This is a genomic window from Coprococcus sp. HCN-4056 (assembly GCF_037892645.1).
GTDB lineage: Bacteria > Bacillota > Clostridia > Lachnospirales > Lachnospiraceae > Coprococcus > Coprococcus ammoniilyticus.
The window spans coordinates 470,603-490,539 of sequence record NZ_JBBKBL010000001.1 but is presented as its reverse complement, the minus strand read 5'-3'; the positions used below and the strand labels follow the sequence as shown (position 1 = coordinate 490,539).

Sequence of the window (19,937 nt, the reverse complement as noted above, 5' to 3'; positions counted from 1 at the left end):
CAAACTGCAATGCAGTTCTGAAACAGCTATACTCTAACTGATATATTTCCATAAGTCAATAGGTAATTTCTGTTTTGCGACAAAAATTCATTAAAGCTATCCTATAAAACCGCCTTGCTGAGCAGGTATAAGATGAGCAAATGTGCCGGATAGAACACATAAAATGTATATTTAAGAACTTTATTCTTCCGACCATACTCTCCGTTGTACAGACTGATCGGCAGGATTGCCAAAACTGCATAGAGCTGCCTTATTCCGTAAAACAGGAAATACAGCACTGCCGATACGATTGCAAACCCCATATTCTGACGCAGCTTCCAGCCAAACGGATAATGTCCGGTCACAAGACCGGCATTTCTGAATACTTGTTCCGCCGTGTCATCCTTGGTCGAATAATAAATTAATACGATCAGAAGAATGCCCGCCATTCCATAATCAAAATGCAGAGCCTCTGAAACTACCATAATGACAACAATTCCGATGACTGCGCCCATCTGATTCCATTTTGCTACTTTTCCAAGATAAAGCACAACCAGCCCCGCCGCAAGTGTAAAGAAAATATTCTGCTTCTGCAGATCAAATACCTGTCCGGTCGATGCCAGATCAAATGGAACTTCCGAAATCAGCGCAAACAAAAAGAGCCGGATAAAATATTTTCTGATATCCGACGTATGCCTGTACCCTTCTACCAACAGGAATGCGAATATAGGAAATGCGAGCCGTCCTACAGCCCGCATTATCCAGTTATTATTCATTAGAACAAGTCCTACATGGTCACATAACATAAATATGCATGCCAGAAGCTTTAACTGATTTGAAGTTATCCCTGTCTCTGTCCTTTTATCCATGTTTTCCTTAAATTCTCTTACGAAGTGCCTTTGACAACCGATCCAGTTCCTCATTGTCTGACTGACCCGGAACCCATGTAACTGTAACCGTATCCTTAATGAATCTTGGCACAAGATGCATGTGAAAATGGAATACTGTCTGTCCTGCAGCAGCGCCATTGTTCTGAATAATGTTCAGTCCGTCAGGATTTAATTCCGCTTTCTGAGCCTTGGCAACCTCTGTCGCAATCGTAAAGATCTTTGAAGCAGTATCCGCGTCCATGCTATATATATCATCATAATGTTCTTTTGGTATAATTAAAGCATGACCTTTATTTGCAGGATTTACATCAAGTATTACTCTACATATGCTGTCTTCATAAACTGTTGCTGATGGTATCTCACCATTTGCAATCTTGCAAAAAATGCAATCGTCCTTACCCATAAAAGTTTCCTCCTTAATTGCTTTTTCCATTTTACTCCATTATGCGGGATTTTACAAGCTTTATGTGGTTTGGAAGGTTGCATAAGCCTTCAGATCTTCCTCAACCCGTTGTTTGATTTCGTTTATAATCTCCTGACATTGTTTTTTCTTCATTCCTGCCTGCACTCCTACTGTCAAAAGCTCCGTTTCTCCCGGATCTTGTCCATTTCCATCAACAGATGTTGTATGCTCACCATAATAGGTTGTGCTATACGTCAGATCATATGCCGGACTCAATCTCCATGTTTCTGATTCAGTATCATATACAAACGAAAAATTCTTTGAATGATCATCCCTGTTATGTGCAAATACATTAAAACACATTCTGCGAAACATATTTTCAACATCCATTTTATTATCTCGCGTCATTATTCTTGTTAATTTCATCAGGTCATGGTAGTCCAGACTTGGCTGATTAAAATCAAGTTCTAACAACGCTGCCGCCGTTGCCATATGAACCTTGCTCCCATCCGTTTTTCTATCAAATCTCCGGGTTCCAAAGTATCCTGCATGTCGCTGCGATGGAAACAACCTTGTCTCACTCATAACGATTCCACATTTTTTTGCACAGACCGAATAATCATATTCCATTTGTCCAATATCTGCCCTGTCAACATGTGCTGGAAATTTTATGATCCAATCTTCCCCATCTATCCTCGTCATGATCTTTGGCCTTGCTCCGCCGCTGGTTCCACCAAGCCCATATAATTCATCTAATTTATCCGAATATTCTGTATTCATGATTCTATGGCACGCTTCTGCTAATTCATCCAGATCATCCGTTTCCTGCTCCGCCACCAGAACGCTCTGTGGATGATAGCACAAAGCCCCCATCCCGGAATCTCCCACAATAGCAAGACGTTCTAAAACACCTTGTTCATCCGGATTGATATGATTTGCCCTAAGCAGCCGATCTAATAATAATCTTCCCCACGCATCTGGAAGACTATCTGCAAATATTCCAAACAGCCCACCGAAATAATCTTTTTTCGGCACAAATACCTGCTTTTTCAGCGGCAGCGAAAAAGGGCTGATTGAAAATCCATCTTCCAGCCATTCATCACTATATTCAAAAGCAGCTTTTCGATCTGCTGTTAACACCATCGTTCCCACCAAACGATCCTCATAGCAAACCTGAAGCATCCTATCTTCTATTTGTCTCATTCATAACCTCCTGAATATCCTTGTACGGAACCCGTGTAAACAATTCCCGAAGCTCATCTGCTATATCCAGTGCAACCGCAATCCGCGTCAATCCCAACAGAGAGATCTGTCCGGTTTGCTCAAATCGTTTGATTGATCCATAGCTTACGCCACTTTGTTCCGCTAACTGCTGCTGTGACAACGATCTACGCTTTCGTATATTGCGAACTCTTTCTGCCAATTTCTTATCTAATTCATCCGGTGTCTCCCATACAAAAGGTTCCATGTATCTTTACCCCGCAAATTATTTATATAGATAATATTTTATCTATATATCCGTCATTTTTATTATAATTGATAATATATTATCCATATTTATTATATACTATTATCTTATCACTTTCAATTTATCTTTATTCAAAAAATGAAATGTACTTACAACCAGTCGAATAAAAATGAAACATATCATGTATTTTTCATGCCGATCCAACTGTCTATAAGCACATTTCATTAATAAAGCATCTTATAAAATGTATTCTTTCTGTCATTTGTCTGTGGAAATTCTGTTCTTGCATGTCTGACTGCCCCGGGATCAATATCTGCAACACACAGCTTCTCACTAACCCGGATCGATACATCCCGCCCAAGCCAGTCATATACATGAGAGCCCGGAATATAGTGAAGCCCATCTCCATCTCCAACCCGGTTGACTGCGATCACATATGCCTGATTCTCGATCGCCCTTGCCTTCAAGAGTGTTTTCCATTGTTCCGCCCTCGTTTCCGGCCAGTTTGCGATCACCATGATAGCTTCATACTGATCTCTCATTGCAGAGAAAATCTCCGGGAAACGAAGGTCATAGCAGATATATCCGCCTATCCGGATATCCTTTACCTGTGCCTGTACAAGCTTTTCTCCTGCCCGATATACCTTATCCTCACCGCTATATGAAAATGGATGGATCTTCGCATAATCAAGTACCACATTTTCTCCATCCACAAGCACCAGCCGGTTCTCATAAACCGGTTCTTTCGTTTCATCATCCATCTTGTCGCTATCTGCCATAACCGCACGAATATACCCAAATGCCATCTGCATCTTATATTTTCTGCTGTTCTCCATAAAAAATGAAACACTGTCCGGGATGTTATCCGCATCCCAGCTTTCCGCATACAACCATGGCCGCATCGTGAATCCTGTCAGTGTCATCTCCGGAAATACCAGTAGCTCTACTCCATTTGCACTTGCTTCTTCCATAACTTCAAGGCAGCATTTCTTTGCTTCTTCCCTATTCTCAAATCCAATATTCAGTTCTGTAACGCCAACTCTAAGCATAGCCGCTGCCTCCTACCTGTTTTTCTTTATTATATTCTTATATAGTATATTTATATCTGCTTTTTTTCAACCCTTAAGCCTCTCATTCTAATTGTCAACCTTAATGTTTATTCTGTGGTTGACATTTAAGAATATACCATCTATAATGTTATCCAGTGGGTGCCATTTAATAGTTGACATTCAATTTGTTATCTGGAAGCGGATAGCTTAGCCCTGCTATCCGCTTCATATTTTTGTCAATCCCCCTTAACCTCATCCAATCAAGGGATGGCATCCATTGTACTTATATTATTTATTCAACAAGGAGAACACACATGAAAAACAAATTCACAACCGTGGAGATCACAATGATGGCTGTATTTGCAGCAATCTTATGCGTATCCGCATATTTAAGTATCCCAACTCCACTTCCAAATGCAGCACACATTACATTACTGAACTTTATGATCATGCTCATTGCACTGGTATTTGAAGTCCGCGATTCAACGATCATCGTTGCTTTATGGATGATCCTCGGTGCAGTCGGCGTTCCGGTATTTATCGGCGGCGGCTCCGGTATCGGTTATCTGACAGGAGTATTCGGTGGATATACATTCTCATTTATTATCGTTACTATCTTTGCAGGTCTGACAAAGGGTAAGAAATATAATCGTATCCGTTATACGATCGTTGCTATTTTAACAGCAGCTCTCATTGATATCATCGGAATGTTATGGTGGAAATTCAACGGAAACTTAACTTGGAAAGTTGCTTTCCTTTCAGGCTTTGTTGCATTTATTCCATTAGATCTTGTAAAAGCTATTATCGCTGCACAGATCGTTCCATTATTCAAGAAACTGATGCCGGAAGCAAATGCAAATACAGGCGCAAAGAAAGAAGCAGCATAAAAAATATTATATAGTTATAAAACAAGCAGGAATCTTTAAAAGATTTCCTGCTTGTTTTTATTTTATAATAACTTAACCGCTGCCTCTGCAACAAATATATTACTCTTTCCGGCTTTTTTAGATTGCCTTAACCTTTACATTCTTGCTCAGTCCGCACTTACGGAAAAGCTTCTTATATGCGCTAAGCTTGCTCTTTGGTACTTTGACTGTTGTCTTTGAGGTGATACCGGCAAAGGTTTTCTTGCTCAGCGTTTTGGATGTCAGCTTGGTTGTTTTGATCTTTAAAACCTTTAAATCCCTGCTGTTAGCAAAAGCATATGATCCAATTTTCTCAACCGATGTTCCAAGGGTGATCGTCTTTAAAACTTTTGTTCCGGCAAATGCCTTGGATCCAATTGTTTTAATACTTCCTCCGATCACAATATTATTATTTCCATCATATTCAGAGAATGTTGCACCTGCAAATGCTCCAGAATCAATGGAAGTCAGCTTATAAGTCTGATTTCCATATTTTATTCCTTTCATATTTCTTTTCCAGCCTTTTGTGCCGAAAGCACCTGCATTACTCCATACTCCAAGGGCTGCTGTCCGATTTCCGGCCTTTGTACTTGTAACACGGAAGATACAATATGGATGATTATATGTATCCTCAACAAAATAGGTTCCATTTTTGACTGGCTTTGTCTTTTTCTTTATGGACACCTTAAGATTTTTATCATACATAATTCCATCCGTTTCCATATTCTTTGGTACAATGATCTCTGTCAGTTTATTCTCCTCACAGACAATTCTCTGACATAATGGGCTCGCACTTAAATCCAGTTTCGTTAACTTATTATCCGCGCAATCTACCCATACCAATGCATTATTATGACTGGTATCCAACTGGGTCAACTGATTCCTTGTACACTCCAGACTAACAAGCTGTTTATTATTTGTTAGACGCAGCTTGGTCAGTTTGTTATCGTTACACCACAGGCATTCAAGCTTTTCATTCTTATCAACATTTAATCCTGTAAGCTTATTACCTGAACAATACAGATATATAAGGTTAAGATTCTTGGTTAGATCAAGTTTCGTAAGTTTATTATTATCACAATTAATTTTAAATAATTTCGTATTTTTGCTAACGTCTAATTTGGTCAGTTTATTATCATAACACCACAGATTATTAAGTTTTGTATTTTTTGTAAGATCGAGCTTTGTCAATTTATTACCGCCACAATACAATTCCACCAATTTTGTATTCTTACGGAGATCCAGACCAGTTAAGTTATTGCTCTCACAATCTAATATCTCCAGATTTACATTTTTGCTGACATCTAATTTTGTCAGTTTATTGACATAACAGCGCAGCTCTTTTAATTTCGTTAATTTGGATACATTCAATTCTTTTATGCCGTTACGACCACATTTTACGAATTCCAGTTTTGTATTTTTGTGCAGATCCAGTTTGGAAAGATCTTTCTGGCTTTCACATTCCAGACTTTTCAATTCTGTAAATACACCAATACCGGTCAGATCATTATAAACATATTCATTTCCAGCTTCATCATAATGCTCCAGTTTTATTTCAGTAACTTTCTTAATCTCCGCTTTTGATAATACACCATCTTTGTTTCGGTCAATGTTCTTAGAAATATATTTCCGAAATTCTGCATCCGGAAAATTCGTTGAATTGATCTTCACATCCCCCTGTGCTGCATCAACTTTCCGCATACCTGCATTTCCCGATAACAGTGGTACTGCTACTAATGCTGCCAGTCCTCCGGCGATCAGCAGACGTTTTAATTTTGTCTGCAATGCCTGTTTGTTCATTTGTTTTTTGTTTCTCATATTGTCTCTCCTTCCAATTTCTTCTTTTTACTCCGGGTTGACACAAGCGCAAAAAAGACCCGAAACAGGATAATCTTCCATTATCCTGTTCCAGGTCTTCTCAACTGCAATTCTATATTTTATGGTATGCAAAAAAGCGCTATTTAAGCGTGCTGTGCTGTGCTGTGCTGTGCTGTGCTGTGCTGTGCTGTGCTGTGCTGTGCTGTGCTTAAGCCTTTTCCTTTCTGCATCCTTTGTCAATCCCTTTCGCAAAAAATTTACGAATTAAGTGTAGCACACCAAATGGTGAATGACAATTGTTAAAAATCACAGATTCTATGTGTTGCAACAAATTCGTGCATATCTACAGATTCCGGTGCAGCAACCGATGTTCTTTTCCGGCAAGAAAATGATCGTACAACTGGCGAACTGCCGGGTTCTCCTCGGAGAAACGGACATTGGAACTTGCGTCTGCATTGTACATACCTTCCATACGGCTCCGTCTGGTTCTTGGGCCTGCGCCGGATGGCTGACCACCACCCATGATACATCCTCGTCTGCACGCCATAACCTCAACGAAATCATAGCTTGCTTCGCCGGATCGGATACGGTCAAGCAACCGTCCTGCATTTGCAAGACCATGTACAACTGCGATCTTCACTTCTCTGCCATCTAACTCGATCGTTGCTTCCTTCGTTCCTTCAAATCCCCGGACACCTGTATAACTGATCTCACGGATCGTGTTATAGGATTTGTCCTCCGCAAGGCGACGGAGCACCGCTTCCGTTACACCACCTGTCGTTCCGAAGATCTTGCCTGCACCGGAAGCCACGGAAAATGGTGCATCTGCGGATTCATTTTCCAGTTCGGTAAACTGCAGTCCCATCTGCTTGATCATCCGCACAACCTCTGTCGTTGTGATGACATAATCGGTATCCTGTCTGCCATCCGTGAAATTATCCGGTCGGAGGATCTCTCCCTTCTTTGCTGTACAAGGCATGATCGATACAACCATCGTTCTCTTACCATCTTCTTTATCTTTCTCCGCAAAATAATCCTTGATTACTGCTGAGAACATTCCTTGTGGAGAACGGCAGGTTGACAGATTATCTGCAAATTCCGGATATTTTTCTTCACAATATTTGACCCAGCCCGGACAACAGGATGTAAATAATGGCAGCTTCTCATCCGACGCAAGACTCGCCGCAAATTCTTTGGATTCCTCCATAACCGTAAGATCGGCACCAAAGCTTGTGTCAAATACCATGTCAAAGCCCATGATACGAAGTGCTGATACCAGCTTACCAAAACAGTTCTCGCCCTTTGGTATACCGAAGTTATCTCCAACTGCCACGCGGACTGCCGGTGCGATCTGTGCGACCACCCGGATAGACGGATCTTCGATCGCATCCCAGATATCGGTTACATTGGTACGGATCGAGATCGCTGCGGTCGGGCAGACAACTGCACATTGTCCGCATCCTACACAGTCTGTCTCTACAAGCGGCTTGTCAAATGCCGGCTGTACCTTCATTTTCGAACCACGGAATGCAAAATCGATAACACCAAGTCCCTGAATCTCATCGCAGGTACGCACACAATCACCGCACAGGATACATTTATTTGGATCCCGGACGATAGATGGTGAACTCATATCGATCTTTTCTTCTTTTTTATTATTCAGGAAACGAACCGCATGCACACCAACCTTATAGGCAAGTGACTGGAGCGCACACATGCCATTCTTCTGGCAGGTCGTACAGTCTCTGCAATGAGAGGATAACAACAGCTCGATAATAAGCTTTCTGTACTGCTGCACTTTCTTTGTATTCGTATAGATCACCATGCCCGCTCTCGGTGTCTCGGAGCATGCTGCAAATATTTTTCCTCTGTCATCTTCTACCACGCACATACGACATGCGCCATAGATGGATAATTCTGAATGATAACAGAATGTCGGGATGTCGATCCCTGCCTTTCGGATCAGAGACAGAACATTCTTCTCGCCCTCGATCGGCACTTTGATTGAATTGATCGTAATATAATCCATGTTCGTCTCCCTCCTTAATTCTCTGTATATACTGCATGGAACGCACAATTATCGATACATGCACCACACTTGATACATTTGGCTGTATCAATGACAAATGGTTTCCGGATCTCGCCTGTGATCGCACCGACCGGACAGTTTCTCGCACATTTGGAACAGCCCTTACATGCTTCCGGATCGATCTTATAGCGAACCAGTGCTTTACAGTTTCCGGTTCTGCATCGTTTGTCAACCACATGCTCGATGTATTCCTGACGGAAATTCTTCAGCGTACTAAGTACCGGAAGGGCTGCGCTCTTACCAAGTCCACAAAGGGCTGTGTCGGTGATTGCCTGTCCCAGTTCCTCTAACAGATCCAGATCCTCTAACGTACCATTTCCGGCAACGATCCGCTCCAGGATCTCAAGCATCCGCTTGGTTCCTTCACGGCATGGAACGCATTTGCCGCAGCTCTCGTTCTGTGTAAAGTTCATAAAGAAACGGGCTACCTCAACCAGACAGGTATTCTCATCCATAACAACCAGACCACCTGAACCGATCATCGCTCCTTTACTCTTTAATGAATCAAAATCCAGACTGACCTCCAGATCATCCGTCACCAGACAGCCACCGGATGGTCCACCGATCTGAACTGCCTTTAATGGGATGTCATCCTTTAAACCACCGCCGATATCATACACGATCTCACGTAGCTTTGTTCCCATCGGTACCTCGATCAGTCCCGTATTCTTTACACTTCCGGTCAATGCAAATGCCTTTGTTCCCGGACTTTTCTCCGGTCCGATCGACTTGTACCAGTCTGCACCATTTAAAATGATCATGGACACATTTGCATAGGTTTCTACATTGTTCAGAACCGTCGGCTTGGCAAATAAGCCCTGCTCTACGGTTCTCGGCGGCTTGGTTCTCGGCATTCCGCGCTGTCCCTCGATCGATGCCGTGAGCGCACTTCCTTCTCCGCAGACAAATGCTCCCGCACCACGATTGATATGTATATGGAAAGAGAAACCGGAGCCTAAGATATTCTCACCAAGGAAGCCAGCTTCCTCTGCCTGTGCGATCGCTGTCTTCAAACGGCTGACTGCCAGCGGATATTCTGCTCTTACATAGACATATCCCTCCTGCGCACCAACCGCATATGCAGCAATGATCATACCCTCTAACATCTTATGCGGATCGCCTTCCATCACGCTTCGATCCATGAACGCACCCGGATCTCCCTCATCACCATTGCAAACAACATATCGGATCTTCTCCGCCTGTCTGGCAACCTGCTGCCATTTGTATCCGGTCGGGAAACCACCGCCTCCACGTCCACGCAGATTGGAGTCACTGATGACCTGAATAACTTCCGAAGGCTCCATGGTAAATAACACCTTACGAAGTGCCTGATATCCACCGACCGCAAGATATTCATTGATATTTTCTGCATCGATATGTCCGCAGTTTTTCAGTACCAGTCTGGTCTGTTTCTTATAAAATGGAATTTCTTCCTGCTGTCTGTAGACGATACCATCCTTGTGATACATCAGACGCTCTACCGGTCTTCCGTGCAGGATCGTCTCGTTGAAGATCTCCTCGCAGTCTTCTTCCTTTACTTTTATGTAGATATAATTATATGGCTCGATCCGCACAAGCGGCCCCATCTCGCAGAAACCATGACAACCGCTTTTCTTCACGCCGACATGACAGGATTCTTTTATAACTGTATACTCCGCCTCCGGGACAAATTCTACCTTCACGCCCTCCGACTGCTTCGCCATCTCGCAGAACCGGTCGTATATTTTCTGAGAGCCACCCGCCAGACATCCGGTTCCTGCACAGACAAGGATCCTGTGCGAATCCGCATGCAACATCTCTTCTGCCTGTTTTACTGCTGCGTCAAGCTCCGATACATTTGTTATTCTATTCATCCGCACCCTCCTTCAATTCTGCTATCAATGCAGTTACCTTCTCCGGTGTCATAGCCGGATGAACAACATCGTTTACCGTCATGACCGGTGCGAGTCCGCATGCGCCAAGACATGATACTGTCTCTAATGTGAACATCATATCATCTGTTGTGTGTTTCTCTTTTGACAATCCAAGTTCTTTATACAATTGATTTAAGATATCCATGGATTTTCTGACATGGCATGCGGTTCCATCGCACACCTTAAGAATGAACTTTCCTTTTGCATCAAATGAAAAGTTCTCATAGAATGTTGCTACGCTGTAAGCTTTTGCCTCTGCGATATTCAGTTTGTCCGCCACATATCGTAATAATTCCGGCGGAAGATACTTATATTCGCTCTGAATATCCTGAATGATCGGGATCAGAAATCTTGGCTCTGTCCCATATGCAGCAATAATCTTATCAGCCTCATCGTAGTAAGATTGTTCCAGCATGTATTACCCTCCGTGCTTTGCCCCATTGTTGGGAATTTTTATCAATACCTCATATACAGATGATAACATTTTTCAATAGGATTTGCACGAAGATTTTGGATTGAAAAATAAACCCCCGCCTGTCTCCGGCACAATGGTGGAGACAGGCGGGGGTTTTTATATTGCTAACATTTTACGATCAATAGTTTCTCACCCGGTGTTACCTCGTCGCTTTCCAGATGGTTGATGGTTCGGATGGAATCCAGGCTGGAAAAATATTCTTTGGCAATAGACCAGATACTGTCGCCTTCTTTTACAACATATCCAACCATACCCGGCATGGCTGCCTTCTTATTCCAGTCGATCGGCAGGATATTCATATCGGTAATGACGTCCACAGAACCCGGTGCAAATACCGTAACATTCATATTGATCACCGCCTTGATCTCCACCTCATCGGAATTCAACATCTGGGCTGTAATCTGGTCAACGGATGGATTGATACGGATTGAATCCTGATTGACAAATGGTACGGATTCCACTTGATAATTGAATGGTATCGCCGTTTCAATCTGCTGTAACGGCTTGCTATCCTCTGCTGATACATAGAGTATTTCAGCTTTTACCGCACCTGATATATCAATGCTGTCCTCTCCTGCTTTTACCTCATCGATCTCAACTGTTCCGGTTGCATATACGATCTGCAGGATCTTCGGGAAGCTGCTCTTGATTCGCTCTTTATGTACGACTTTTGTCTTGGCATTATTTTTTATCTGAAGATTCTCAAATGGAAACTGTTCACAGATTGTTTCTACATTTGCCGACGGAGAGAACATATCCCCGATGATAGAAAGCTCCATATCTTCATAAATCTTCATATCTGTATGAAGATTATATTCAACTTGAAGCACACGGTCTTCTCCGTCATTGTCAGCACGCACACTGACTTCTCCTTTTCCCATCGTGATGCGGTCATCCAGGATCATTCCTTCATTTGCTTCTTCGCAAGGGATCAGACCTTCAAATTCCCGGCTCTCATTCAGATACTGCATCGGTACGCCGGGCTCCTCCGCCAGATAGATTACAAACAGGTCCATCTGTCCTTTGATATTTATTCCCCCATCTACAACCTTTGTCTCGATGCCATAGAAGGACACCCGGCTCCAAAGCACCCGACCGATGTTTGGTTTATTGGCAGCGATCTCGAAATCTTCTTTTACCTTCAATATATCTTTTACAGATGCCACATTATTTGTAAATGGGATCTGCTCATTCCTGCATTCGATTCCCGATCCGTTTAACAATCCGGTTGCCCCGGACAGCTCTACGGAATCCATAGCCCACAGTTTCATGCCAACCAGCCCACGAACTTCAAATTTTCTTGAATTGATCATGGTTATGTACAGATCTTCCAGCACGCAGCTGACATCGACCTTATCACCGGCAAGTATGCCATCCATATTGATGGATTCCTCAAATGGAACATCACCCTCATAGGTTTCAAACCGAACATCTTCACCAACTGTCTGATACAGGACTTTAAATACAACTGTTCCTGATATCCGCACCTTATTCTCCAATGTCTCTACATCATCTAAAAGGACATTTCCTGTACTTGCAATGATCCGTTCCATATCGTCTTTTGCATCCGGTACATTAAAATCATCATTGATCGTAAACTGCGAATACTTAGAAGTCTTTAAAATCGTTGTACTGAGTTTGTTTTTTACAAGTTCCATATGATACCCCCATACTATTTTCTAATTTTTAAATACAACCGGTGTCGTTGTCCGTGCGATCCGAAGAACTATATATGGATACGATACCGTATCCTTACTTACTGCATCTGATGGTGTCGCCGTCTGCCTAAGAACCGATTCGATGTAAATAGCATTTTCATCCATATACATCTTATCTACAACCACGCCAACATCATCCCGATTCTGCCTGCCGCTGCAGATCACAATATATGTGTAAGTGTTGTTTGAATATGTCAGATTAAACGGTTCTTCTTTTTTGCTGTTAATGACGCTCAACAACTCCTCCGGCAGCATGGTGTCGTCACAGATATCGTAAGTCAGCGCTTCACCATCTTCTTTCACCTTATAAAAACTGCATCCGGCAAACAAACTCAGCCCAACTACCACAGTCAACAACCCTGCCAGAATACGCAGCCATCTTTGTCCTCTCATCTCACCGCTCCCTTCACAATGTCATTTTTCGGCTCTATCTTTACCCTTGTCAATCTCTATACCATTATTTATATGTCCTGCTTTGCAAGTCTATGCATGGAAATTTTGCCGGAGCTTTCTCCTTTTTTAAGGACATACAAAAAGCACCTTAACGATCATTAGCTAAGGTGCTTATCTCTACATTCCCATTTCTTCTATCTCTTTTAACATAAATTCTTCTAGTTTCTTCTTGTCCGGCAAGTATAACATATAAGTTGAAACAACATATAGGTTTCCGGCGCCAACCCACACTGGACAGTCACAGGCAAACTGTTTATAATGGATTGTGTATGCGTATTTGTGCATTTAAGATGGAGAAAATGATATGAATTTAAGGACTTTAAGACTTTTAGAATATAATAAAATTGTAGAAATGCTGACCTCCTACGCGGCATCCCCGATGGCAAAACGAAAATGCGAACGCCTGAAGCCCCGCAGGGATCCGGTACTGATCCAGACCTTACAGCAGGAAACAAGAGATGCGCTGATCCGGCTGAATACACAGGGCAATCTGTCATTTGCCGGTCTCCGTGATATCGGTGCTTCGATCAAGCGGCTGGAGGTGCAGGGAGCACTCGGCATCAAGGAACTGTTAGATATCGGAAGTGTCCTTGATATGGCATTATCCGCCAGACAATATGGCAGCGGCGATGATAACGAGGAAAAGGCACATGACAGCCTCTACTCCCGCTTCATGGAACTTGTTCCGCTGGAACATTTAAGTCAGGAGATCCACCGCTGTATCCTGTCAGAATCTGAGATCGCAGACGATGCATCGTCCGGTCTGAAGGCGGTCAGACGGAATAAAAAACTGACAAATGAAAAACTGCATAACCAGTTGAACAAACTTGTAACTGACCAGAGCAAGCAGACGATGTTTCAGGATAATCTGATCACGATGCGTAATGGAAGATACTGTATCCCGGTCAAGCAGGAATATAAGAACAGCTTTCCGGGCATGATCCATGACCAGTCTTCCAGTGGAAATACTGTATTTATCGAACCTCTGGCGGTAGTTAATCTAAACAACCAGTTAAAAGAGCTGGATAATCAGGAGCTGGCAGAAATCGAAAAGATTCTGGAAAGCCTGTCAGCGCAGGCAGCATCTGAATACGAAAATATAAAATTTGACTTTGAGACGTTGACCGATCTGGACTTTATATTTGCAAGAGCGAATTTTGCAAGATCCTATAAGGGAACCGAACCGATCTTTAATACGGACGGCATCGTGGATATCAAACAGGGCCGCCACCCACTTTTAGACAAACATACCGTTGTTCCGGTTGACATCAAACTGGGTGAGGACTACAACCTGCTGATCATTACCGGTCCAAATACCGGTGGTAAGACCGTATCCTTAAAAACACTGGGTCTGTTTACTCTGATGGGTCAGTCTGGACTTCATATTCCGGCACTGGACGGTTCCAGACTGAATGTATTTGATGATGTATTTGCCGATATCGGAGACGAACAGAGCATCGAGCAGAGTCTCTCGACCTTCTCCTCCCATATGAGCAATGTCGTATATATCATGAACCATGTGACACCGAACACGCTGTGCCTTTTCGATGAGCTTGGCGGTGGAACCGATCCAGTCGAGGGTGCTGCACTTGCGATCGCGATCTTAAGCAGTTTAAATGATCAGGGCATCCGCTGCATGGCTACCACGCACTACAGCGAACTGAAATTATTTGCCATGTCGACTCCGGGCGTTCAGAATGCAAGCTGCGAATTCGATGTAGCAACACTGATGCCGACTTACCGACTTATTATCGGTATTCCCGGCAAATCAAATGCATTTGCAATATCTAAGAAATTAGGCTTATCCGACGATATCATCGAACGGGCAAAGACAAATATCGACAGCAACAAGGTTGATTTCGAAACACTGCTGTCCGATCTGGAAAACAGCCGAAAAGAGATTGAACGAGACAGAGCGGAGATCGCACGGTTCAAGGAAGAAGCCAGACAGCTTCAGGAACGGGCAAAGGCAAAGGATGATGAACTCTCTGCCAAGAAGGCTCAGATTCTTGCAGATGCAAGAGAAGAAGCGGCGGATATTCTGGAAGAAGCAAAGGAAATGGCGGATTCAGCCATTAAAAAATATAATAAATGGACAACAAATCCTCATAAAGCAGATGCAAGCACGATGGAGAATGAACGAAAAAAGCTCCGTACCAAGATGGACGATTACCGGAAGATGACGCCGGAAAAACGCAAATCCATGACCTCCCATCATACGGCAAAGGATTTCAAGGCCGGAGACACCGTGCATGTTATCAGCATGGATACAACAGGAACGGTTACTGCTCCTGCTGATTCGAAGGGAAATATCAAGGTTCAGATGGGCATCTTAAGCTCTCTGCTTCCTGCTTCTGATCTTGTGATTATCGAGACACCAAAGCAGAACAACGCTCAGGTATCGATCAATAATAAACGTGGAATGAGCAAGGCTCTAAACATCCAGCCGGAGATCAATGTACTCGGCATGACTGTAGCCGAAGCTACCTCTTTGGTTGACCGTTATCTCGATGATGCCATGATGGCACACCTGCACAAGGTAAGGATCATCCATGGAAAAGGCACCGGAGCACTCCGGAAAGGCATCCATGACTATCTGCGCAAGCAGTCATACGTCAAATCCTTCCGTCTGGGTGAGTACGGCGAAGGCGAAGCCGGCGTTACGATTGTAGAGTTATAAAATATACATCAACAAGGAGAACTATATGGACAAAGAAAAAATATTGATCGTTGACGATGACGAAAACATCGCCGAACTGATCTCCCTTTATCTGAATAAAGAATGTTATGAAACACAGATTGCCACAGATGGAGCTTCTGCCCTGGAGGCATTTGTCGAATTTATGCCAAATCTCATCCTCTTAGATGTTATGCTCCCGGGCATGGACGGCTATCAGGTATGTACCGAGATCAGGAAGCAGTCAAATGTACCGATCATCATGTTATCCGCAAAAGGCGAGGTATTTGACAAGGTGCTCGGACTTAAGATCGGTGCCGATGATTATATCGTAAAACCTTTCGATTCCAACGAACTGGTTGCCCGTGTCGGTGCATTGCTTCGTCGCTGCAACTCACGGACGGATAATTCCCAGAACTATAATCCGACAAACGCCGATCATATCGGCACCTATGTTGAGTATGATAATCTGGTCGTTAATATTTCAAATTATACCGTTACATTAGAGGGCAAAAATCTGGAAATGCCGCCAAAAGAACTGGAACTGCTGTATTTCCTTGCAAGCCGTCCAAATCAGGTATTTACCAGAGAACAACTTCTGGACAAATTATGGGGCTACGAATATGTCGGTGACACCCGTACCGTTGATGTACACATCAAACGTCTGCGTGAAAAACTGACCGATAAATATAACTGGTCCATTTTTACAGTATGGGGAATCGGTTACAAATTTGAGGTTAAATAACCATGAAAAAAACGATTTTTGATAAGATTGTTGTCGGCTTTGTCCTGCTGGTCATTGTAATCTTCAGTGTACTTGCTCTGTATACCGTCAATATGACACAGTCAAAGCTGCTAAGCAACACAGAACAAAATCTGAAAACAGAATCCAAGCTTATCATCAGCACCACCGTAACGGATTATATGAACGGTCTGATCGATAAGGATACGTTTTATCAGAAACTGGATGAACATGCGGCTGATATGGACGCAGAGATCTGGCTTTCTACTGCAAATGGTGAGATCATATACTGTTCAAACAGTGAAAGTCCTGCTGCAAAAGATATGATGATCACTGATTTTTATGACCGGACGGATATATATTCCCAGACAGTAAAAACCGGTACACTGAATGGCTGCTTTTCAACAAAAACCTTAAGCCTCAGCACCCCTGTTTATCAGGATAAATCCTATGCAGGACTGCTGTCCATTCACTTGTCACTGCAGTTTATCAAGGATATTGCGCAGAAAACATTTGCATCCACCTATATGCCATTTCTGGTCATTGTGGTGTTGTCTCTGATCGCCTTAATGCTGATCACGAACAGTACATTAAAACCAATCCGTGAAATCATTGCAACCTCCAAGCAATATGCCACCGGAAATTTCAATGCGCGAATTGATGTTCATACCGATAATGAATTTGGTGAACTGGCACGATATATGGAGGAAATGGCAGACGAGCTGAGTCGTTCCAATGAATACCGAAAGTCTTTCATTTCCAATATATCCCACGACTTCCGTTCTCCTCTGACCTCGATCAAGGGATATATCGAAGCCATGATCGATGGAACAATTCCACCGGATAAGCATGAGAAATATCTACAGATCGTATTAAATGAGACAAAACGTCTGACCAAGCTGACACAGGGACTTCTGGAACTAAACAACTTCGACTCCTTTGACCTTCAGCTTGATAAGTCGAATTTTGATATCAAGAGCATTATCCTTCCTACGATCAACACCTTTGAAGGTCGTTGTCAGGACAAAGGCATTTATCTGCATGCAATCTTCCATACCGACAATACCATTGTCTACGCAGATCGTACAAGAATCCAGCAGGTTATCTACAATCTGGTTGACAATGCGATCAAATTCACCCCGGAAGGCAGACAGATTACAGTTCAGGTCACAGAAAAATCCGATAAGATCTTTGTCAGTGTCAAGGATGAAGGTGTCGGAATTCCACCGGAATCGATCAAGAAAGTATTTGACCGTTTCTATAAAACGGATCCAAGCCGCGGAAAGGATAAGACCGGAACCGGTCTCGGACTTGCCATCACAAAAGAGATCATCAAGGCGCATGGTGAGAATATCACCCTCAACAGTAAGGTTGGCGAAGGAAGTGAATTCATTTTCTCTCTCCCTATGCAGAAGGAAATGCAAGTTCCGATCAAAGCTGTGCATGTGAAAAAAGAAGACGCTACACAATATATCTCCAACGGAAAGTTCCGTATTAAGAAGAACTAACCAAAGCCCCACCCGCTCTTGCCACTATGCTGGGTAGGAGTTGAAACTCGCTACACTTTCTATTCGGTTCGCACGCTGATTTGTCAGCAGTCGCCCAAACTCGCCTTATAAGGCTCAAACAAGGGCTTGATGCTGACAGCTAGTGCAAACCTCATAACGAAAGTTTCACTGATGTTTCAATTCCTACCCAGCATAGTGGCAAGAGCGGGTGGGGCTTTATTTTATGTCTTACTCATAATGTCTCCATTAATAGGAGGCATTATTTATATCTCCCTGCCATCTCATTTACAGCATCACGGATACGTTCACGGAGATCTGCAGGCTCTATGACTTCCACGCTGGTTCCGTACTGCATCGCCCAGTGGAACATGGCATTCTGGCTACAGGTCACACGGATAAACGCCTTATTGGCATCTGTCTCAGGATTAAAGTTATCTGGATAATTGTTCTGAACAAATTTTGGTGACAACACTTCAAAGTTCTTATCAAACCAGTCTACAATATCACCCATATTCCCTTTCTGAACCTTTAATACAATCGTAGCTGCGGGATCACTGAACATGTAGAGATGTTCCGCCATATGCTGTGGCAGATTCAGTCCATGCTCCATCCCTTTTACCAGACTTTTATCCTTGACCTTTTCATCTAATATCTCAATCTCCGTCATACGGTCGATCCGGTAATTCGACAGATTGTCATATTTATCATAATTGCAGATCAGATAATATTTGCCCTCATTTGCAACCATCTGATATGGATTTACGATATACTTCGTATCCTTTCTTGGATGAAGCTGTTTATCGATACCATAGGTGTTATAGAGAAATGCAACCTTCTTGCCCTCACTGATCGCATCATCGATCATCTCAACATTTAACATGGTCTGACGGTTATCGGTATGTGATAACCCCGGCAGATTGCACACATGCTGTACCTTCGCACTGAAATACACATTCGAAAGCCCCTTGATCTTCTCGATCAGCTCCTGTGCCTGATTTCTCGGTATCGTCTTTGAAAATAAAATACTGTCGATCAACATTCTAAGCTCAGCATCATCAAATTCATGATTGTAATACCAGTCCTTTGTCAGGATCTCGGTCTCTCCGTTTTTATTTTCACGTTCAATCTCCGTACATTCCAGATTATAACCAAAATCCACCAGATTCATCAGATTGCTCTTGACAGATTTCCGGTCAACCTTCATTCCATATTCGGTTTCCAGTTTCTTTATGATATCCTTCTGATCCATTGTATGTTCGGAATCCGTGTATTTCCGAAGAATCTCAAGGATACAGATATTCATCATTTTCTTTCCATCTACCATGTATGTACTCATAAATACTCCTTTTTACCACTCATAATGGTGAAGCTGTCCCTTCGTCTCAAGCTCCGGGAAGCCCTGCTGTCTGAGTGCCTCATATAACACGATTGCTACAGAATTTGCCAGATTCAGGGAACGGATCTCTGGGAACATCGGAATCCTGACTGCTGTTTCCTTATAGTCTAACAGAATTTCCTCCGGGATTCCCGCGCTCTCTTTTCCGAACATGATATAGGCATCTTCCTCATAGTTTACATCTGTATATTTCTGTTTGGATTTGGTCGTTGCCATATAGATCTTTGCGCCCGGATTCTTTTCAAGGAAATCATTGAAATCATCATAGATCGTTACATCTAATTTGTCCCAATAATCCAAACCCGCACGCTTTAACTGCTTCTCGTTGATCTGAAAGCCCAGAGGCTCGATCAAATGAAGTCTTGCACCTGCTGCCACACAGGTACGTCCTATATTTCCTGTATTTGCCGGCATCTCCGGCTCATGAAGTACGATATTTAACATGTTTTTCTCC

The 19,937-nt window shown here is 43.0% G+C and carries 17 protein-coding genes; 4 read left to right on the top strand and 13 right to left on the bottom strand.

The window, feature by feature from the left end; translation table 11 throughout:
* Positions 1 to 101: 101 nt before the first annotated feature.
* From WKT03_RS02080 to WKT03_RS02060, 5 genes are all read right to left on the bottom strand, one after another.
* On the bottom strand, positions 102 to 848 hold the full coding sequence (locus tag WKT03_RS02080; protein WP_117784684.1) for a TraX family protein: 747 nt from the start codon (positions 846 to 848) through the stop codon (positions 102 to 104).
* A gap of 7 nt (positions 849 to 855) precedes the next feature.
* Positions 856 to 1,272: an HIT family protein gene (locus tag WKT03_RS02075; protein WP_021944027.1), complete on the bottom strand. Its 417-nt coding sequence runs from the start codon at positions 1,270 to 1,272 to the stop codon at positions 856 to 858.
* A 60-nt stretch (positions 1,273 to 1,332) separates the two neighbouring features.
* Positions 1,333 to 2,475 carry a type II toxin-antitoxin system HipA family toxin gene (locus WKT03_RS02070; RefSeq protein ID WP_173789206.1) on the bottom strand — a complete coding sequence of 381 codons (1,143 nt, stop codon included), beginning with the start codon at positions 2,473 to 2,475 and terminating at the stop codon, positions 1,333 to 1,335.
* Positions 2,456 to 2,740 (bottom strand): helix-turn-helix domain-containing protein, encoded by a 285-nt coding sequence (locus WKT03_RS02065; RefSeq protein ID WP_021944029.1) that lies wholly within the window; start codon positions 2,738 to 2,740, stop codon positions 2,456 to 2,458. Before WKT03_RS02065 ends, WKT03_RS02070 begins: the two co-directional genes overlap by 20 nt.
* 224 nt (positions 2,741 to 2,964) lie before the next feature.
* Positions 2,965 to 3,789, bottom strand: coding sequence for a nitrilase-related carbon-nitrogen hydrolase (locus WKT03_RS02060; protein ID WP_340390846.1), 825 nt, complete (start codon positions 3,787 to 3,789; stop codon positions 2,965 to 2,967).
* Between the two features lie 314 nt (positions 3,790 to 4,103).
* Here WKT03_RS02060 and WKT03_RS02055 point away from each other — a divergent pair, with 314 nt between their 5' ends.
* Positions 4,104 to 4,676: a biotin transporter BioY gene (locus WKT03_RS02055; protein ID WP_117808550.1), complete on the top strand. Its 573-nt coding sequence runs from the start codon at positions 4,104 to 4,106 to the stop codon at positions 4,674 to 4,676.
* A gap of 117 nt (positions 4,677 to 4,793) precedes the next feature.
* On the opposite strand, the gene WKT03_RS02050 is transcribed toward WKT03_RS02055, so the two are convergent.
* From WKT03_RS02050 to WKT03_RS02025, 6 genes are all read right to left on the bottom strand, one after another.
* Positions 4,794 to 6,512 (bottom strand): leucine-rich repeat protein, encoded by a 1,719-nt coding sequence (locus WKT03_RS02050; protein WP_340390845.1) that lies wholly within the window; start codon positions 6,510 to 6,512, stop codon positions 4,794 to 4,796.
* A 343-nt stretch (positions 6,513 to 6,855) separates the two neighbouring features.
* Positions 6,856 to 8,541, bottom strand: a complete 1,686-nt coding sequence (locus WKT03_RS02045; protein ID WP_340390844.1) for a [FeFe] hydrogenase, group A — start codon at positions 8,539 to 8,541, stop codon at positions 6,856 to 6,858.
* A 14-nt stretch (positions 8,542 to 8,555) separates the two neighbouring features.
* Positions 8,556 to 10,454 (bottom strand): NADH-ubiquinone oxidoreductase-F iron-sulfur binding region domain-containing protein, encoded by a 1,899-nt coding sequence (locus WKT03_RS02040; RefSeq protein ID WP_445293037.1) that lies wholly within the window; start codon positions 10,452 to 10,454, stop codon positions 8,556 to 8,558.
* Positions 10,447 to 10,929: a complex I 24 kDa subunit family protein gene (locus WKT03_RS02035; protein ID WP_117822517.1), complete on the bottom strand. Its 483-nt coding sequence runs from the start codon at positions 10,927 to 10,929 to the stop codon at positions 10,447 to 10,449. Before WKT03_RS02035 ends, WKT03_RS02040 begins: the two co-directional genes overlap by 8 nt.
* Before the next feature lie 164 nt (positions 10,930 to 11,093).
* Positions 11,094 to 12,647: a DUF3794 and LysM peptidoglycan-binding domain-containing protein gene (locus WKT03_RS02030; RefSeq protein ID WP_340390843.1), complete on the bottom strand. Its 1,554-nt coding sequence runs from the start codon at positions 12,645 to 12,647 to the stop codon at positions 11,094 to 11,096.
* A 21-nt stretch (positions 12,648 to 12,668) separates the two neighbouring features.
* A complete protein-coding gene (locus WKT03_RS02025) occupies positions 12,669 to 13,100 on the bottom strand; it encodes a protease complex subunit PrcB family protein (protein WP_117822516.1) in 432 nt (143 codons plus the stop codon).
* A gap of 364 nt (positions 13,101 to 13,464) precedes the next feature.
* Between WKT03_RS02025 and WKT03_RS02020 the strand changes: the two genes are divergently transcribed.
* From WKT03_RS02020 to WKT03_RS02010, 3 genes are read left to right on the top strand one after another with little or no spacing between them, the layout of a single operon-like run.
* Entirely contained in the window at positions 13,465 to 15,840 is a 2,376-nt protein-coding gene (locus WKT03_RS02020; RefSeq protein WP_340390842.1) for an endonuclease MutS2, read from the top strand.
* A 25-nt stretch (positions 15,841 to 15,865) separates the two neighbouring features.
* Complete coding sequence (locus WKT03_RS02015; protein ID WP_021943696.1) at positions 15,866 to 16,582, top strand: response regulator transcription factor; 717 nt, start codon at positions 15,866 to 15,868, stop codon at positions 16,580 to 16,582.
* A 2-nt stretch (positions 16,583 to 16,584) separates the two neighbouring features.
* Positions 16,585 to 18,087, top strand: coding sequence for a HAMP domain-containing sensor histidine kinase (locus WKT03_RS02010; protein WP_340390841.1), 1,503 nt, complete (start codon positions 16,585 to 16,587; stop codon positions 18,085 to 18,087).
* Positions 18,088 to 18,346: 259 nt separating this feature from the next.
* Here WKT03_RS02010 and WKT03_RS02005 read toward each other — a convergent pair whose 3' ends face one another.
* Entirely contained in the window at positions 18,347 to 19,423 is a 1,077-nt protein-coding gene (locus tag WKT03_RS02005; protein ID WP_340390840.1) for a helix-turn-helix transcriptional regulator, read from the bottom strand.
* A 12-nt stretch (positions 19,424 to 19,435) separates the two neighbouring features.
* Entirely contained in the window at positions 19,436 to 19,927 is a 492-nt protein-coding gene (gene trmL / locus WKT03_RS02000; protein WP_117808535.1) for a tRNA (uridine(34)/cytosine(34)/5-carboxymethylaminomethyluridine(34)-2'-O)-methyltransferase TrmL, read from the bottom strand.
* Positions 19,928 to 19,937 lie beyond the last annotated feature (10 nt).

Coding starts and splice junctions, on each gene's coding strand:
- WKT03_RS02080 (WP_117784684.1), bottom strand. CDS start 848: ATGGATAAAAGGACAGAGACAGGGATAACTTCAAATCAGTTAAAGCTT.
- WKT03_RS02075 (WP_021944027.1), bottom strand. CDS start 1,272: ATGGGTAAGGACGATTGCATTTTTTGCAAGATTGCAAATGGTGAGATA.
- WKT03_RS02070 (WP_173789206.1), bottom strand. CDS start 2,475: ATGAGACAAATAGAAGATAGGATGCTTCAGGTTTGCTATGAGGATCGT.
- WKT03_RS02065 (WP_021944029.1), bottom strand. CDS start 2,740: ATGGAACCTTTTGTATGGGAGACACCGGATGAATTAGATAAGAAATTG.
- WKT03_RS02060 (WP_340390846.1), bottom strand. CDS start 3,789: ATGCTTAGAGTTGGCGTTACAGAACTGAATATTGGATTTGAGAATAGG.
- WKT03_RS02055 (WP_117808550.1), top strand. CDS start 4,104: ATGAAAAACAAATTCACAACCGTGGAGATCACAATGATGGCTGTATTT.
- WKT03_RS02050 (WP_340390845.1), bottom strand. CDS start 6,512: ATGAGAAACAAAAAACAAATGAACAAACAGGCATTGCAGACAAAATTA.
- WKT03_RS02045 (WP_340390844.1), bottom strand. CDS start 8,541: ATGGATTATATTACGATCAATTCAATCAAAGTGCCGATCGAGGGCGAG.
- WKT03_RS02040 (WP_445293037.1), bottom strand. CDS start 10,454: ATGAATAGAATAACAAATGTATCGGAGCTTGACGCAGCAGTAAAACAG.
- WKT03_RS02035 (WP_117822517.1), bottom strand. CDS start 10,929: ATGCTGGAACAATCTTACTACGATGAGGCTGATAAGATTATTGCTGCA.
- WKT03_RS02030 (WP_340390843.1), bottom strand. CDS start 12,647: ATGGAACTTGTAAAAAACAAACTCAGTACAACGATTTTAAAGACTTCT.
- WKT03_RS02025 (WP_117822516.1), bottom strand. CDS start 13,100: ATGAGAGGACAAAGATGGCTGCGTATTCTGGCAGGGTTGTTGACTGTG.
- WKT03_RS02020 (WP_340390842.1), top strand. CDS start 13,465: ATGAATTTAAGGACTTTAAGACTTTTAGAATATAATAAAATTGTAGAA.
- WKT03_RS02015 (WP_021943696.1), top strand. CDS start 15,866: ATGGACAAAGAAAAAATATTGATCGTTGACGATGACGAAAACATCGCC.
- WKT03_RS02010 (WP_340390841.1), top strand. CDS start 16,585: ATGAAAAAAACGATTTTTGATAAGATTGTTGTCGGCTTTGTCCTGCTG.
- WKT03_RS02005 (WP_340390840.1), bottom strand. CDS start 19,423: ATGAGTACATACATGGTAGATGGAAAGAAAATGATGAATATCTGTATC.
- trmL (WP_117808535.1), bottom strand. CDS start 19,927: ATGTTAAATATCGTACTTCATGAGCCGGAGATGCCGGCAAATACAGGA.